The 16721-nt window shown below is 59.4% G+C and carries 14 protein-coding genes; 9 read left to right on the forward strand and 5 right to left on the reverse strand.

What is annotated here, in order from left to right; genetic code table 11:
* Positions 1-54 precede the first annotated feature (54 nt).
* From JJ869_RS08020 to hslV, 8 genes are all read left to right on the forward strand, one after another.
* Positions 55-1569 (forward strand): PAS-domain containing protein, encoded by a 1515-nt coding sequence (locus JJ869_RS08020; protein ID WP_292265926.1) that lies wholly within the window; start codon positions 55-57, stop codon positions 1567-1569.
* A gap of 51 nt (positions 1570-1620) precedes the next feature.
* Positions 1621-2094, forward strand: coding sequence for a tRNA (adenosine(37)-N6)-threonylcarbamoyltransferase complex ATPase subunit type 1 TsaE (gene tsaE, locus JJ869_RS08025; protein WP_292265927.1), 474 nt, complete (start codon positions 1621-1623; stop codon positions 2092-2094).
* Complete coding sequence (locus JJ869_RS08030; protein WP_292265929.1) at positions 2091-3056, forward strand: phosphotransferase; 966 nt, start codon at positions 2091-2093, stop codon at positions 3054-3056. Before tsaE ends, JJ869_RS08030 begins: the two co-directional genes overlap by 4 nt.
* Positions 3056-3736, forward strand: a complete 681-nt coding sequence (locus JJ869_RS08035; RefSeq protein ID WP_292265932.1) for a nucleotidyltransferase family protein — start codon at positions 3056-3058, stop codon at positions 3734-3736. Before JJ869_RS08030 ends, JJ869_RS08035 begins: the two co-directional genes overlap by 1 nt.
* Positions 3729-6674 (forward strand): double-strand break repair protein AddB, encoded by a 2946-nt coding sequence (addB, locus tag JJ869_RS08040; protein WP_292265935.1) that lies wholly within the window; start codon positions 3729-3731, stop codon positions 6672-6674. The genes JJ869_RS08035 and addB overlap by 8 nt, the downstream gene beginning before the upstream one ends.
* The gene (gene addA, locus JJ869_RS08045) at positions 6671-10063 is read left to right on the forward strand and encodes a double-strand break repair helicase AddA (protein ID WP_292265937.1); all 3393 of its coding nucleotides are present in this window, start codon (positions 6671-6673) and stop codon (positions 10061-10063) included. Before addB ends, addA begins: the two co-directional genes overlap by 4 nt.
* A gap of 48 nt (positions 10064-10111) precedes the next feature.
* Complete coding sequence (trxA, locus tag JJ869_RS08050; protein WP_292265939.1) at positions 10112-10432, forward strand: thioredoxin; 321 nt, start codon at positions 10112-10114, stop codon at positions 10430-10432.
* A 114-nt stretch (positions 10433-10546) separates the two neighbouring features.
* Positions 10547-11104, forward strand: coding sequence for an ATP-dependent protease subunit HslV (hslV, locus tag JJ869_RS08055; protein WP_292265941.1), 558 nt, complete (start codon positions 10547-10549; stop codon positions 11102-11104).
* Here the strand turns inward: hslV and JJ869_RS08060 are convergent.
* Complete coding sequence (locus JJ869_RS08060) at positions 11095-11382, reverse strand: BrnA antitoxin family protein (protein WP_292265944.1); 288 nt, start codon at positions 11380-11382, stop codon at positions 11095-11097. The two genes, hslV and JJ869_RS08060, sit on opposite strands and share 10 nt — an antisense overlap.
* Complete coding sequence (locus JJ869_RS23160) at positions 11330-11611, reverse strand: BrnT family toxin (RefSeq protein ID WP_366510422.1); 282 nt, start codon at positions 11609-11611, stop codon at positions 11330-11332. Before JJ869_RS23160 ends, JJ869_RS08060 begins: the two co-directional genes overlap by 53 nt.
* Before the next feature lie 139 nt (positions 11612-11750).
* On the opposite strand from JJ869_RS23160, the gene hslU reads away from it, so the two are divergent.
* Positions 11751-13061 carry an ATP-dependent protease ATPase subunit HslU gene (hslU, locus tag JJ869_RS08065; RefSeq protein ID WP_292265946.1) on the forward strand — a complete coding sequence of 437 codons (1311 nt, stop codon included), beginning with the start codon at positions 11751-11753 and terminating at the stop codon, positions 13059-13061.
* Positions 13062-13128: 67 nt separating this feature from the next.
* On the opposite strand, the gene JJ869_RS08070 is transcribed toward hslU, so the two are convergent.
* The 3 genes from JJ869_RS08070 to JJ869_RS08080 all read right to left on the reverse strand — a co-directional run.
* On the reverse strand, positions 13129-14673 hold the full coding sequence (locus tag JJ869_RS08070) for an ABC transporter substrate-binding protein (protein WP_292265947.1): 1545 nt from the start codon (positions 14671-14673) through the stop codon (positions 13129-13131).
* 62 nt (positions 14674-14735) lie between these two features.
* Positions 14736-16382: an ABC transporter ATP-binding protein gene (locus JJ869_RS08075; protein ID WP_292265951.1), complete on the reverse strand. Its 1647-nt coding sequence runs from the start codon at positions 16380-16382 to the stop codon at positions 14736-14738.
* Positions 16379-16721, reverse strand: a 343-nt coding sequence (locus tag JJ869_RS08080) for an ABC transporter permease subunit (protein WP_292265953.1), incomplete at its 5' end; no start/stop codon positions are given. The genes JJ869_RS08080 and JJ869_RS08075, both read right to left, overlap by 4 nt.

The following is a 16721-nucleotide window of genomic DNA, read 5'->3' on the forward strand; positions in this document are numbered from 1 at the left end:
CGCTGTTAATCAAATCATCATTGAATACCGGTTTGGCGGAACCGGGGTTGGACAATGGAATCATTTGCTTGGACTGCGTTGGGGATCGGTCTGATCTGCGCTGCAATGACGATTGGCCTGATCGCCTTCAGTTTGCGCGGCAGGAAAGCAGACACAAATGCTGGAAACAGACCCTACCTTGCCATGCTTTTTCAGGGCGAAACGCTGATCGACGCGGATGACCGGATTTGGTCGCTGTTTCCGATCCCCCCAACCGCACCGGTATGGAGCGATTTGAGGCTCGCTTTGCTTCCGATGATACCGGATCTCCCGCAAGCTCTGCGCCCCGGAGAACACAGATCGGATCTGTCGGAAATGGAAATCACCATCGCGACGCAAGGAGACCGGACGCATGTCACTGTTTACCCAAGCGGTCACGCTGGGGATGACTGGTTCACCACCCGACGGTGCAAATCTCTGGGCGGGCATCTGCAATCGGCAATGATGCTCGCGCCGGATCCGATCTGGGCGGTAACGGATGAATCGGACCTTTTGTGGGGCAATGAAGCGTTCAACCGCTATGCACATGCGCATGGTGGAGGCTCTGCATTCCGTGACCTCGTTACGGCAGAGGTTGCAAAACACGATCCCCAACGCCCGAAAAGGCTTGACCTCAAGGCTCCGGGTCTTGGATCGGGCGAGAACCGTTGGCTTGAAGTGACGACGCAGAAAACAACGGGCGGTCAGGTCTATTTCGCGACGGGCGTCGATGCCGTTGTTCGCGCCGAGGCGGCGCAACAAAACTTCGTCCAGACACTGTCAAAGACATTTGCCAATCTCACGACGGGCCTCGCGATCTTTGATCGTGACCGTCGGCTTGTTCTGTTCAACCCGGCGCTGGTTGACCTCAGTCGCGTACCGATAGATTTCCTGAGCAGTCGTCCCGCCCTGTTCGAATTCTTTGACAAGCTGCGGGATTGTCGGGTCATGCCAGAACCCAAAAGCTATGACGACTGGCGCGAACGCATGGCCCGTCTGGTAGCGGCCGCCTGTGACGACCGGTTTCGCGAAACATGGTCGCTGGCCAACGGTCAGACCTTCGATGTCACCGGCCAGCCATACCCCGACGGCGCAATTGCGTTCCTGTTCAACGACATCACGGCAGAAGTGTCTTTGACGCGGGGGTTTCGTACAGAACTGGACACCTTGCAGTCGGTCATTGACACGTTTGACGACGCAGTCGCCGTCTTTGACTCGCAAGGCACGCTGACCGTCTGCAATACCGCTTACGCAATCTTGTGGAGCGTCGAACCCGAAGCGTGCATCCTTGAAACAACAATCGTCGAGGCAACCCAAACGTGGAAATCCGCCTTTCATCCAAGCCCGGTCTGGCCGGAATTGCGCGACTTCGTGACCAGCTCTCAGGAACGCGTCAGTTGGGACAGTGAATTGCGCAGCAAAGACGGGCGCGAGGTGATCTGCCGGATCGACCCAATCTGCCATGGCGCAACGCTGATCCGCTTCTGTCACCGCTCCAAGAACCTTGGTGTCCACCCAGAACCTGACGGGTTGAAGATCGTTTCCGCCTGAGCATCGGTTTCCAATCTTGCAGCCCGCACCAAGCCGGGTAAACATGCCCGCATGACCCAACACAGCGCGGCGTTCACCTCGACCTCTCCTGATGAAACCGCGCGACTTGCCATTCGTCTCGGTGCCGGTTTGCGCGCCGGTGATACGCTCCTTTTGGAAGGTAAGATCGGCGCCGGGAAAAGTCATTTCGCCCGCGCTCTGATCCTGTCGCGTCTCGCTGAACCCGAAGACGTGCCCTCACCCACCTTTACCATTGTGCAGGCCTATGACCTGCCCGATTGTGAGTTGTGGCACGCCGATCTGTACCGCTTGGGTGATCCGGACCAGATTGTCGAACTGGGTCTTCTGGATGCTTTTCAAAACGCCATCTGCCTGATTGAATGGCCGGATCGGCTTGACGATCTGGCACCGCCAGAGGCGTTGACGGTGCGTCTTGAGAACCTCGATACATCCGACCGTCGCGACATCACCTTGTCCTGGACCAATCCGGCATGGTCGGATCGCGTTGCAGAGGCATTGGTATGAGCATCGATGCGTTTCTGACCGCTCAGGACTGGGCCGAAGCGACCCGGGAACCATTGGCCGATGATGCGTCTTCGCGCCAGTATATCAGGCTCTATAAAGGCTCAAATCGCGCGATCCTCATGATCGATCCACAAGACGACACAGAGCGGTTTTCAAAGCTGTCTGCCGAATTGAACAGTCTCGGCCTGTCCGCTCCAACCATCTTTGCCAAGGCGCCCGGCCTGATGTTGATCGAGGATTTCGGCAACGCGCAATTCGCGAAGGTCGCGCAGGAACATCCTGAACTGGAAGTCGACCTGTACGCCGCAGCAACAGATGTTCTGTGCCATCTGGAAACCTGCCCTGTGCCAGCAGGTATGTCGCACGCAACGCCTGACGTGCTGGGTCAGATGATCGAACCGGCATTCACCCACTACCTGCCACGTCTTGGCATCAAGAATGACGCCGCAGCGCAGACCATCACCGCACGCTTGACGGACTTACTTAGCCAGCATGTGCCCGATGAAACGGTTCTGGTTCTGCGCGACTACCACGCAGAGAACATGATCTGGCTGCCGGAGCGGGATAACCTGCGTCGCGTGGGCCTGCTTGATTTTCAGGATGCCCTAGCCGGACCCCCGATCTACGATCTGGTATCGATGCTGCAGGACGCGCGCAGGGATGTCTCTATAGCCTGCCAAACAGCCACTCTGCGCCATTACCTCGACCGATCTGGCCGATCCGAAAGCACGGTGATGCCGATGTTTCACCTTCTGGGTTTGCAACGGAATCTACGCATTCTCGGCATTTTTGCCCGCCTCGCCACCGAACGGCAAAAACCGGGTTACCTGTCGCTGATCCCCAGGGTTTGGGGTCACATACGGTCAAGCCTTGCAACCCCGGTCGCCGATGACCTGGAATTACTGATCCTTGATCTGTTCCCCGAACCCACGCCGGAACGCTTTGCTTCGGGGGCGCAGTGATGCCAGACGCCGTAATGCTCTTTGCCGCAGGGTTTGGCACGCGGATGGGAACGCTGACCAGGGACAAACCCAAACCTTTGATCCGCGTTGCGGGCAAGACGCTGATCGACCACGCGATGGACTTCGTTAAAGCCATCTCCCCGGCGCGTGTCGTTGCGAACGCTCACTACAAGGCGGATCAGATCGTCGATCACTTTGTCGGAACCGACGTTCAGGTCTCGGTCGAATCTCCTGACATCCTTGATACCGGCGGCGGGCTGAAAGCTGCGTTGGCCTTGCTGAAGGCCGATGTGGTTTTCACGATGAACACAGATGCCGTCTGGGACGGGCCCAATCCGTTGGACGTGCTCAACGCCGCGTGGAAAGATGACATGGACGCGCTGCTCTTGTGTGTCTCCATGTCCCAAACCGTTGGACGTTCCGGCAAGGGTGACTTCGACATCACGTCCGATGGTCTTGCCCATTGGGGTGCGGACACTGTTTATTCCGGGGTTCAGATCATTCGGGCTAAAATAGTCTCTAACTCATCTGAAAACGTTTTTTCGCTCAGAACGATCTGGGAGGAACTGGAAGCAAAAGGCCGCTTGCATGCGGTGACCTATCCCGGTCGCTGGTGCGATGTGGGGCATCCCGACGGGATCACTCTTGCCGAAGACATGCTGAGGTCTTCGGATGTTTGATCCAACGGACAGACCGCGCCTGTTTGCGTTGCCTCCTGGGGCCGATTTTGCCCGTGAGCTTGCGCTTGGCCTGAAGACGCGCCTTGCGGATCACCCGCCAGACGCCATGGCGCGGGTCGAGCTGTTCCTGAACACACGACGCATGCAGCGGCGGGTGGAATCAGTGTTCGACAGTCTGGGCGCGGGGTTCCTGCCAAGGATCAGGCTGATCACCGATCTGACCGATCCGGTGGATCGCGCACTCCTTCCCCACCCGACGCCCACACTGCGCCGCCAACTGGAACTCGCGGAACTGGTGCGCAAGCTGATTGATGCCGACCCAAGCTTGGCACCGCGTTCGGCAGTTTACGATCTCGCACAAAGCCTCGGCGCGCTTCTCGATGAAATGCAGGCCGAAGGCGTGACGCCCGAGGATATCGCAAACCTCGATGTGACCGACCAATCTGGCCATTGGGAGCGTGCCCAGCGCTTTCTGAATATTGTCACGCGCTACTTCGATCCAGACAGTGACACCCCGGATGCCGCTACCGTCAATCGCATGGCATTGGACCTCCGCTTGCGGCGGTGGCAGATCGCACCACCAGAGCACCCCGTCATCATTGCGGGATCGACCGGATCGCGCGGTTCGGCCTTTCAACTGATGACAGCCGCCGCGTCCCTTCCGCAGGGCGCAGTTGTCCTTCCGGGGTTCGATTGGGACATGCCTGCATCAACCTGGGATGTGTTGCGCAGCAACGTGCGCAACTCCGAAGCCATGCAGGGAGAAGACCATCCGCAGTTCCGCTTTGCCCGATTGCTGGAACGGCTGGAGTTGGAGCATCGCGATGTTGTCCCATGGACACATACACCCCCTCCGAACCGGGAGCGCAACGCGTTGGTGTCACTTGCGCTGCGCCCCGCCCCGGTCACGGATCAGTGGCTTCTGGATGGGCCGAACCTGCCGTCCTTGTCCGACGCGACACAGTCTCTAACCCTGCTCGAAGCGCAATCTCCCCGCGATGAAGCGCGGGCAATTGCCATGCGGTTGCGGCAAGCGGCCGAAGATGGCGTAACTGCTGCCCTGATCACGCCAGACCGGATGCTGACGCGCCGGGTGACCGCTCTTCTGGACCGTTGGGGCATTCTGCCTGATGACAGTGCGGGCACCCCTGCACAATTGACCGCTCCGGGTCGGTTGCTCCGTCACATTGCCCAGCTTCGGGTCAACGGACCGACGGCCGATGCGCTTCTGACGATCCTGAAACACCCGCTGTGCCATGTGGGTGCCGATCGCGGACAGCATCGGCTCTGGACCTCGGAACTGGAACTGTTCATCCGCAAGACTGGCATCCCTTACCCGGACCTGCCGCTACTGATGTCCTGGAAAGGGGCGGACGCGGCACAGGACTGGCTTGCCTGGATGGATCGCTGCCTGCTGCAACCCGCCGTTTCAGCGGAAAACGATCTGGATACGCACGTGGCACATCATCTCGCGCAGACCGAGGCGATCTGCGCGGGCTCAAGCAGCGATGATGCATCCGAGCTTTGGAACCGGAAGGCGGGTGAGACCTGCCGCAAAGCCTTTGACGCGTTGATCGAAAACGCCGGGTTCGGAGGGGAACTCTCTGCGCGCGACTATGCGGACCTGGTGGACAGCCTCTTGCGTGCGGAAGAGGTCCGCGACCGCGATGCGCCGCATCCGCAAATCCTGATCTGGGGCACCATTGAGGCCCGTGTGATGGGCGCTGATCTGGTGATCCTTGGCGGGCTGAACGAACAGTCATGGCCAGACGCCCCGCCCGCCGATCCGTGGCTGAACCGGCGCATGCGGCAACAGGTGGGTCTTCTGCTTCCGGAACGGCGCATTGGCCTGTCGGCACATGACTTTCAACAGGCCGTTGGCGCAAAGGAGGTTTGGCTGAGCCGGGCAGTCCGATCCGAAGACGCCGAAACCGTCCCGTCGCGCTGGCTCAACCGCCTGACGAACCTGCTACGCGGTTTGCCTGAAACAGGTGGACCCGACGTTCTGGACGCGATGCAGAGCCGGGGGCGTCACTGGCTGCGGCTGGGACGTGCGCTGGAGCAACCCATCTTCGCACCCGCTGCACCGCGCCCGTCACCAGTGCCGCCAGTGATCGCGCGGCCAAACGAATTGTCTGTCACCAATATCGAGAAACTGATCCGCGATCCCTATGCGATCTACGGATCCAAGATCCTGCGGCTGCATCAGCTTCATCCGATCCAGCACGCACCAAACCCGATGCACCGAGGCACCGTCATTCACAAGGTTTTTGAGAAATTCGTCTCTGATACAGCCCAAACTGAGCAACCAATCACCGAAAATGCGCTATTGTCGATGGCGCAAAGCATCCTCGATGCCGAGGTGCCCTGGCCGACGGACCGCATTCAGTGGCGCGTTCGGATCGAGAAGATCGCGCGCTGGTTCGTTGAAAACGAAATCGCCCGACAAGCTGTGGCAACGCCCGTCCTGTTCGAGAAGAAAGGCGCGATGGACATCGCCGATCCCCCGTTTCGCATCACCGCCAAAGCCGATCGGATTGACCTGAACGACCGCGCCGAAGCGTTTGTTTACGACTACAAGACGGGAACAGCGCCTACCAAAGACCAACAACTGCAGTTTGATGTGCAGTTGCTCGTGACGGCGGCCCTGATCCTCGAAGGCGGGTTTGACGCGTTCAGCCCCCGCTTTGTGGCAGAGGCCCGCTATATCTCGCTGGCCGGCGACGGCACGGAAGTGCCTGCGCCACTTGGGGACTGTCCGCCAGAGCGCGTCATGGAGATGCTGAGGTCGCTGATCGACGCCTACCGCCATCCCGACACTGGCTACACGGCGCGAAACCGCATGCACAAGGATGCATTCGGATCGGATTATGACCAGCTGTCGCGCTATGGGGAATGGACGGTGTCCGACCCCGCGTCCAAGGTGCGCCTGACATGATCCGCAACGAGGCGACCGAGGCACAGGTCCGTGCCGCCGACCCCACAGCCTCGACATGGCTCAGCGCCAATGCGGGGTCCGGCAAGACGCGCGTTCTCACGGACCGCGTGGCGCGGCTGCTGCTGGGGGACACGCGTCCCGAACATATCCTCTGCCTTACCTTCACCAATGCTGCGGCGAGCGAGATGCAGAACCGTCTGTTCAAGCGGTTGGGCGAATGGGCGATGTTGGACAACGCGTCATTGCGTGCACAGCTTGAGGAACTGGGCGAAGACCGCGAACGACTGTCACCCGATTTCCTGTCCCGCGCGCGGACGCTCTTTGCCCGCGCCATCGAAACGCCGGGCGGCCTGCGCATTCAGACGATCCACGCGTTCTGCGCATCCATCTTGAGGCGCTTTCCTTTGGAGGCTGGCGTCAGCCCGCAGTTTCAGGAAATCGACGACCGTGCGGCGCAATTGCTGCGGGAAACCATCCTTGACGAGATGTCCAGCGGCACAGACGCAGTTCTGATCGCCGAAATTGCCCGCATCGCGTCAAACGAACCGCTTCAGGTTCTAGCAGAATCTATCGTGGGCCAGCGTGACGGGTTCACGCCTGCATTGACCCGCGCTGACCTCCTGCACCGCTACGGTCTATCCGAAAGCGAGTCGCTGTCCATGTGTCTCACACAGGTGTTCCCCAGCGACGAAACCGCGTTTTTGGCCGATTTAGTGCCTGATCTTCGCACGGGCGTCGGCATGGACAACGGACTGGCGGATGCCATCGGCACTGTTCAGGCAGGCGGTGTTGATGCCCTGTTGGCGATGGAAGCCGTCGTGTTCACCCAGAAAGGCGAGCTGCGCAAATCGTTGCCGCCGTCCGCCAAATTGCGCAAAAGCGCATTGGCCGCCAGCGTCAATCGCCTCGAAGACCTCTACCAACGGGTCGAAGCCGCGCGCGAGACGCGTCTGGCGCTGGAAGCGGTGGATCGGGATGCCACGCTGCACCGCTTTGCCGAGGCCTTTCTGCGCCGTTACGAAGAGACCAAACAGGCACGCGGTTGGCTTGATTTCGACGACCTGATCACGCGCACACGCACCTTGCTGACCGACAGGCAGCAGGCGCAATGGGTGCTCTACCGCCTTGACGGAGGGATTGACCATATCCTTGTGGATGAAGCGCAGGACACCAGCCCGGCGCAATGGGATGTGATCAACAAACTTGCTCAGGAATTCACCTCAGGCGACGGCGCCCGCGACGATGTCCGCCGTACGATCTTTGTCGTTGGTGACAAGAAACAGTCGATCTATTCCTTCCAAGGCGCCGATCCCCGCGAATTCGACACGATGCGCAGCGCGTTTCGGGAACAGATGCGGGCAACCGATGCACCGCTTCAGGATGGGCAACTCAGCTATTCGTTCCGGTCGTCTGTGCCGATTCTGCGTTTGGTGGATCAACTGTTCCAGGGACGGGAGAAGGCCGGTTTTCTGCCAGATCAGACCCACATATCGTTCCACGACCAAGTTCCCGGCCGCGTCGATTTGTGGCCCCTGATCGAACCCGCCGAAAACACCGAGGAGGAACTGCCATGGGACACACCCGTCGACCGGGTCAGCCCCACGCATCACAACGTTATTCTGGCCAAACGGGTCGCGCGGTTCATACATCAGACGCTCGAAAACAGGATCGCGATTCCCGTCGGGGCAAAGAACGGTGAGGTAGAGGCGCGGGCTGTTCATGCCGGGGATTTCCTGATCCTTGTGCGCAGCCGAGGTGCGCTGTTCCACGAAATCCTGAAAGCCTGCAAGGTGCTCAGCCTGCCAATCGCCGGCGCGGACAAGCTCAAGGTGATGGCCGAACTCGCGGTCAAGGACCTGCGCGCGCTTCTGTCCTTCCTCGCCACACCCGAAGACAGCCTGTCTTTGGCATCTGCCTTGCGGTCCCCCCTGTTTGGCCTCGACGAACAGGCGATTTTTGATCTCGCCCATCGGCGCACGTCGCCCCACCTTTGGGAAGAGTTGCGCCGACGTAGAGACGATTTTCCATTGGTCATGGAGATATTGGACGATCTGCGCGGGCAGGTGGATTTCCTGCGGCCCTATGATCTGCTGGAGCGCGTTCTGATCCGGCACAAGGGTCGGCAGAAACTCATCGGGCGCTTGGGGGAAGAAGCGGAAGACGGGATTGATGCGCTTCTCAATCAAGCACTGGCTTATGAGCAGACCGATATTCCAAGCCTCACGGGCTTCCTGCATTGGATGGAAACCGACGACATCGAGATCAAGCGCACCGTCGACAGCGCGGGCGCGCGCATTCGGATCATGACGATCCATGGGGCCAAGGGGCTGGAAGCGCCGATTGTGATCTTGCCAGACACGCACAAAAAGGCGTCCCAGTCCGGAAAGGAAGCATTTGTCCGCGCATCCGGGTCCGCCCATTGGCGCGGTTCTGACAAAACACGGGCGGCGTTCCAACGTGCCGCGTTGGACGAGGCGCGGCAGGCCGAGGAAGAAGAAAAGGACAGGCTGCTTTACGTGGCCCTGACACGGGCGGAGCGCTGGCTTGTCGTGGCAGCGGCCGGGACCGCCGACAAGAACGCTGAAAGCTGGCATGACCGCGTAAAGGCAACGTTGGAGGCTGTGGGTGCAAACCCGCATCGTTTTGGCTTTGCCGATGACAGCCCAAGCGACGGTCTCCGTCTTGAGCATATGGCGTGGCCACAGCCGGTGTCTGACAGTCCCGCGCTGGAAGCAGACGAAGACATTACCCTTCCCGAAATTTTCGACACCCGCGCACCGGAACCCGCAAAGCCCACGGATGTTCTTAGCCCGTCCAATCTGGGAGGCGCCAAAGCCCTGCCGGGAGCGGATGGGGACCTGACGGACATCGCGAAAGAGCGGGGAACTTTGGTCCATCTCCTTCTCGAAATCTTGCCTGTGGTGCCGTCCGAACAACGTCAAACCGCAGCGCTCCGTCTTGTTGGCGAACACCCGTTGGCTGTTGAATTGATCGCAGAGGCACTGGCGGTTCTCGATGCGCAGGAACTGTCACCTTTCTTTGCAAAGACCGCCTTGGCCGAAGTCGCCGTAACCGCGACGGTCGATGTATTTCCAGCCTCGCCGCTTCATGGAGTTATCGACCGCCTTGTGGTGACGGACAACAAGATCATAGCCGTGGATTTCAAAACGAACCGCACCGTACCTGAAACCGAGGATCAGACCCCCGAAGGTTTATTGCGCCAGATGGGCGCCTATCACGCTATGCTGCGCCAGATTTATCCGGACAAAGAGATCGAGACCGGTATCCTCTGGACGCGGACCGCGACCTATATGCCGTTGTCAGAAAACCGTGTGACACAAGCACTCGTGAGAGCGCGCCACCTTGACGACCCTTTGGAGGCTACCTAGTCTCTCGTTCCGACTGAACCATGCGCCCGAGCCTCAAGGAGAGCCCAAATGCCCACCGTCGCCGTGACCGATGAAACCTTCGATGCCGAAGTCAAGAACTCCAGCGTTCCCGTTGTCGTAGACTTCTGGGCCGAGTGGTGTGGCCCCTGCAAGCAGATCGGCCCAGCGCTTGAAGAGCTGGCCGCCGAATATGGCGACAGCGTGAAGATCGCAAAGGTTGATGTCGACAGCAACCCGAACTCCGCTGCCGCAATGGGTGTGCGGGGTATTCCGTCGCTGTTCATCTTCAAAGACGGTCAGGTTGTCTCGAACAAAACCGGCGCCGCTCCGAAAGCCGCGCTTAAAGGCTGGATCGACGAAAGCATCTGATTTTTCGACATATTCGTGCAAACGCCCGGCCCTCTGCGCCGGGCGTTTTGCGTTGCGGGGCTTGTGTGACATGAATGTTCGGCCCATATCGGGACAAAGCGAAGAGGATGAAACATGGCTGATAACGACTTTCCCGGCTGGCACGGCACCACGATCATCGGCGTGCGCAAAGGCGGCAAGGTGGTGATCGCAGGTGATGGACAAGTCAGTCTCGGCCAGACCGTGATCAAGGGAACCGCCCGCAAGGTGCGCCGCATTTCACCGGGTGGATATGACGTTGTTGCCGGTTTTGCCGGATCGACCGCCGATGCGTTTACTCTGCTGGAACGCCTTGAGACCAAACTGGAGGCGACGCCGGGCCAATTGCAACGCGCCAGTGTCGAACTCGCCAAGGATTGGCGCACGGACAAATACCTGCAAAAGCTTGAGGCGATGCTGATCGTGTCGGACGGCAAGGACCTGTATGTCATCACAGGCGCTGGCGACGTGCTCGAGCCGGAACACGACGTGACCGCGATCGGGTCTGGCGGCAACTACGCCTTGGCCGCAGGTCGTGCTCTCATGGACACTGACAAGGACGCAGAGCAGATCGCCAGAGCGGCGATGGCGATCGCGGCCGATATTTGCGTCTACACCAACGGCAACCTGACGGTTGAGACGATTCAGGCCTGACTGGCCTTTTTCGCCTCCATATAGGCGCGCAGAACCGCATTCATGCGGGTCTGATACCCGCGACCTTCAGATTTGAAGAACTCAAGCACGTCGGGATCGACCCGAAGCGAAATCGCCTGTTTCAGGTCGGGGGTCACGATACGCGCCTTGGACCAGTCGACTTCGAACTCCTGCGGGCCTTCGTAAGGCGGTGCGTTTCTGAGTGCTTCCCAATCTGTCTCGCTCTTAAGCTTGCGGGCCTCTTCCAAGGTGTAAGTTTTGATATTGGTCTTGCTCATCTTGGCGTGCTCTCCGTGCCCTAATCAAACGATACGTCTGTCTCCGCATGGTAAAGACCACTGCGATCAGCGTGCCGTCCAGTGGACCAACAGCGATGTAGCGGGCTTCAACATCGCTGCGCGCAGGTAGAATAAGCGGCTCGTTCGCCAAAACTTCAATCGCATCGGAGAAGTCAATCAGGTGTTTGGCGATCGTTAAACGCCGCTTGTTTTCATCCCACTCAAACACGACGGTCCAGAGAGCTTACTTTTCGCGCGACTTTCGTTGCCGTCATGGATGTGGATACTTCTGTATATACAAATGGTCAAGCCTTTTAAATCACGTTGAGTCCCACTATCTCGACACCAACAGAGCAAAGGACGCCTTAATGACCGACCTCACCCCCCGCGAAATCGTGTCCGAACTGGACCGCTTCATAATTGGCCAGAAGGATGCCAAGCGCGCTGTGGCTGTTGCGTTGCGCAACCGCTGGCGGCGCAAGCAATTGAGCGATGATCTGCGGGAAGAGGTGTATCCGAAGAACATTCTGATGATCGGACCAACCGGCGTCGGCAAGACCGAGATCAGCCGCCGTCTGGCCAAGCTGGCCAAAGCGCCGTTCATCAAGGTTGAAGCCACGAAGTTCACTGAGGTCGGCTATGTCGGGCGCGACGTCGAGCAGATCATCCGTGATCTGGTCGATGCGGCCATCGCCATGACCCGCGACCACATGCGCGAAGACGTCAAGGCTAAGGCGCACGAAGCCGCGGAGCAGCGCGTGATCGAAGCCATTGCAGGAGAAGGCGCGCGGGAAGGCACGCGCGAGATGTTCCGCAAAAAGCTGAAGGATGGACTTCTGGATGACACGGTGATCGAGCTTGAGCTTCAAGACACATCAAGCCCGTTCCCGATGATGGATATCCCCGGTCAGCCCAACATGGGTGGTGGCGGCATGATGAACCTCGGCGATCTGTTCGGCAAAGCCTTTGCCGGGCGCACCACGCGCAAGCGTTTGACCGTGGCAGAAAGCTATGAGGTTCTGATCGCGGAAGAAGCCGACAAACTGCTGGACGACGAGGTGGTCAAGGAAAAGGCGCTCGAAGCCGTGGAACAGAACGGCATCGTGTTCCTTGACGAGATCGACAAGGTGGCTGCGCGGCAGGAAACCCGTGGCGGCGATGTCAGCCGCGAAGGCGTACAGCGCGACCTGCTGCCCCTGATCGAAGGCACAACGGTCAGCACGAAATACGGTCCGGTCAAAACCGACCATATCCTTTTCATCGCATCCGGTGCATTCCACATCGCGAAACCGTCGGACCTGCTGCCTGAACTGCAAGGGCGTCTGCCGATCCGCGTGAATTTGCGTGCGCTCACCGAAGTAGACTTCGTGCGCATCCTGACGGAAACCGACAACGCGCTGACGCTGCAATACACGGCACTCATGGCGACCGAAGAAGTGACCGTCAGCTTTACCGAAGACGGGATCGCCGCTTTGGCCAAGATCGCAGCGGATGTGAACCAGTCAGTCGAAAATATCGGGGCACGACGGCTTTACACCGTCATGGAGCGTGTGTTTGAGGATCTCAGCTTTGAGGCACCGGACCGGTCCGGCGATCAGGTCACGGTCGATGCAGCCTTTGTTGAAAAGCATTTGGGCGAACTCACCCGGTCTGCTGACCTGAGCCGCTACGTTCTGTAGTCGACGACTGTGACCAACGAAAAAGCCCCGCCGGTTTGGCGGGGCTTCTGTGTTTCCTGCAGGAGGCTTAGACCATCCACCACCGCTCTGCCATGCGGGCATTGTCCATCTGCCAGAGGTTGCCGACAGTGTCCGCCGTCGCGACCTTGTTGGACACGGCCTGCACATAGTTGGCAAACATCGGGATGATGACACCGCCATCGTCGCGCAGGATCTGCTGCATCTCGAAATACATTTCGCGACGCTTGTTGCTGTCCAGTTCCGCGCGCGCCGAAAGCAAAAGCTCTTGGAAGCGCGGCTGATCCCACTGGCTGTCGTTCCACGGCACACCGGCTTCGTAGGCTGTTGCGAACATCCAGTCTTCCGTGGCGCGGCCCGAGAAGTACGACGCACAGAACGGCTTTTTCAGCCAGACGTTCGACCAGTAACCATCCGCCGGTTCCTGCACCACGTTGATGTTGATGCCAGCACCCTTGGCCGAAGCCTGATAAAGCTGCGCTGCATCGACAGCGCCGTTGAACGCCGCATCGGACACGTTGAGGTCGATGTTGAGCTCGGTCAGGCCTGCTTCCTTGAGGTAGAACTTGGCCTTGTCCAGATCATAGGCCAGAGGTTCCATTTCGGAATGGAAATACTGGTTGGCAGGGCCAATTGGTGTGTCATTGCCAGCCATACCGTGGCCCAGCAGGATCTTGTCCACCAGCTCTTGACGGTTGATGCCGTACTTTAGCGCGCGACGGACGTTCACGTCGGTGAACGGATCGACCTTGGTCAGCATCGGGAAGGTGTAGTGCTGGTTGCCCGTCACTTCCTGAATGCGGATCATCGGGTTGGCCTTGAGCAGCGCCTCGGTCTTGAAGTCGATCCGGTTGATCACATCCACCTGACCCGTCATGAGCGCGTTCATCCGCGCCGTGGAGTCGTTGATGGCGATGTACTCGATCTCATCAAAGAAACCGGCGCTGTCGCCCTTGTAGTGGCTGTCGACCCGCTTGGCCGTCATGCGCACGCCCGGCTCGAACGAGGTCACGGCGTAAAGACCTGTACCGATGCCCTTGGCAATCGCTTCTTCGATCTGACCGGCCGGGTACATCAGCAGGTGATAGTCAGACATCAGGTACGGGAAGTCTGCGTTGCCCGCTTCCAGCGTGAACTGAACCTGATGTTCGCCGGTTTTCTTCATCTCGCTGATCGCCGCAACGATGGGCTGCGCCGCGGATTTCGCACCTTCGGCCACGTGCAGTTGCAGTGACTCGATCACGTCGTCCGCGCCAAACGGCTTGCCATTGTGGAAGGTCACGCCCTGACGAAGGTTGAATGTCCAGGTCTTCGCGTCCGGGGTTGCTTCCCAATCGGTGGCCAGCTCGCCGATCAGCGAACCATCTGCCGCCACTTCGGTGAGGCTGTCGAACACAGCGCCCTGAGCGGAGGCGATCATGTAAAGGTCGGAATGCGTCCGGCCATCCCAGCTGTCCGAGGTGTTTGCACCATTCAAACCTGCCCGAAGGCGACCGCCACGCTTTGCCTGGGCAAACAGCGGCAGGCCGCTGGCCGCCAGAACACCGGCGGCAGCACCGGTTCGAAGTAGTCCACGTCTTGAAATGCGAGTCATCATCGTCTCCCTGTGATTATGAGCGGTCTCAGGCCGCCTGATGGTCCTTCATGGACCGATTCTCATGACATCTTATCAACGGCTGCGTCGCCGATGTTATCAACTCCACGTTCGTTGAGTAGATTAGTAAGCCAATCCGGGTCCATTTCTGGCACCGAACTGAGCAATAGGTCGGTATACGGGTGATGCGGCGGCACGAACATGTCCTGTTTCGGCCCCTGCTCCACCACCTCTCCGTCTTTCATCACCACCACTTCGTCGGCGATGGCTTTGACCGTCGCAAGATCATGGGTGATGAACATGTAGCTGAGCTTGAGATCATCCTGCAGCCGCGCCAGCAGTTTGAGGATACCCTCGGCCACAAGCTGGTCCAAGGCACTTGTCACCTCGTCGCAGATGATAAACTTCGGCTCTGCGGCAAGCGCGCGGGCGATACCGATGCGTTGTTTCTGACCGCCGGACAGCTCGGATGGCAACCGGTCGATATACTGAGCTGCGGGCAGTTCGATCTCGTCCAGCAATTCCTCGACACGGCGGCGCTTCTGCTTGCCAGTAAGCCCCATGTAGAACTGAACAGGCCGGCCGATGATGTCGCCAATCGTGGTGCGGGGGTTCAGCGCCGTATCCGCCATCTGGTAGATCATCTGCGCTTGCCGCAACTGATCCTTACTGCGGCTCTTGTAGTTCGCGGGAAGCGCTTTGCCGTCGAATTCGATCATTCCTTTCGTCGGCGGCAGAAGGCCCGTGATGCAGCGCGCGGTGGTCGATTTTCCCGACCCCGATTCACCCACGACTGCAACAGTGCGACCTTCGTGGATGTCAAAGCTGACATTGTGCAGCACCGGAACCTTGCCATAGGCGGCGGATACGTTCTGAACAGACACCACAGGCGTGGCACTGGTGTGAACCGCTGGTTTTTGCGGACGCTCGAACGCGCGGACAGCCCAAAGGCTTTTCGTGTAGTCTTCCTTCGGCTGGGCCAACATCGTGCGGGTGTCGGACTCTTCGACTTCGTCCCCCTTGAGCAGAACCTTGATCCGATCCGCCATCTGCGCGACCACGGCAAGGTCATGCGTGATATAGATCGCCGCTGTGTCGAACTGCTCGACGATATCGCGGATCGACGCCAGCACTTCGATCTGCGTCGTCACGTCCAAGGCGGTCGTCGGTTCGTCAAAGATAATCAGGTCAGGACGGCAGGACATCGCCATCGCCGTCATCGCCCGCTGAAGCTGACCACCGGACACCTGGTGCGGATAGCGGAACCCGATCTGATCCGGGTTTGGCAGGCGCAAGCGGCGATAAAGTTCGATCCCGTCCTTCACGCTTTCGGCGCGGGACATGACCCCATGCTGCACCGGGCCTTCGGTGTGCTGGTCGATCAATTTGTGCGCCGGGTTGAAACTGGCGGCAGCGGATTGCGCGACATAGGCGATGCGCTTTCCCAGCAGCTCCCGCTTTTTGGCCGCAGACGCGGAAATCAGGTCGATCCCGTCGAACATGACCGACCCTTTGGAGATCCGCACGCCGTCGCGCGTGAACCCCATCGCGGCTAGGCCTAGCGTCGATTTCCCGGCACCGGATTCACCGATCAAGCCCAGAACCTCACCCTTGTTCAAAGACAGACTGGCGCCATTGATGATCGGGGACCAAACCTCGTCGCTCCGTCCTTCGATCCAGATATCCCGGATTTCAACAAGAGCGTTCATTCCTTCAACCCCGAGCTTCTGTGCAGCATCCAGTCCACTACGAAGTTGACACCCACCGTCAGCAACGCGATGGCCCCGGCCGCCAGCAGTGGCAGCGCAGCGGTCAGCGGCGAGAACGCCGCGAAGTTGATGAACTGCGCCGAGTCGCGCACCATCGTGCCCCAATCCGCCAGCGGCGGCTGAATGCCAACCCCAAGGAAGGACAGCGACGCGATGGTCAGGAACACAAAGCAGAACCGCAGTCCGAATTCGGCGAGCAATGGCGCGGTCGCATTCGGCAGGATTTCCTTGAAGATCAGATAACCCAAACCTTCGCCGCGCAACTTTGCCGCTTCGATA

This window comes from Marivita sp. (assembly GCF_017643905.1).
Lineage (GTDB): Bacteria > Pseudomonadota > Alphaproteobacteria > Rhodobacterales > Rhodobacteraceae > Marivita.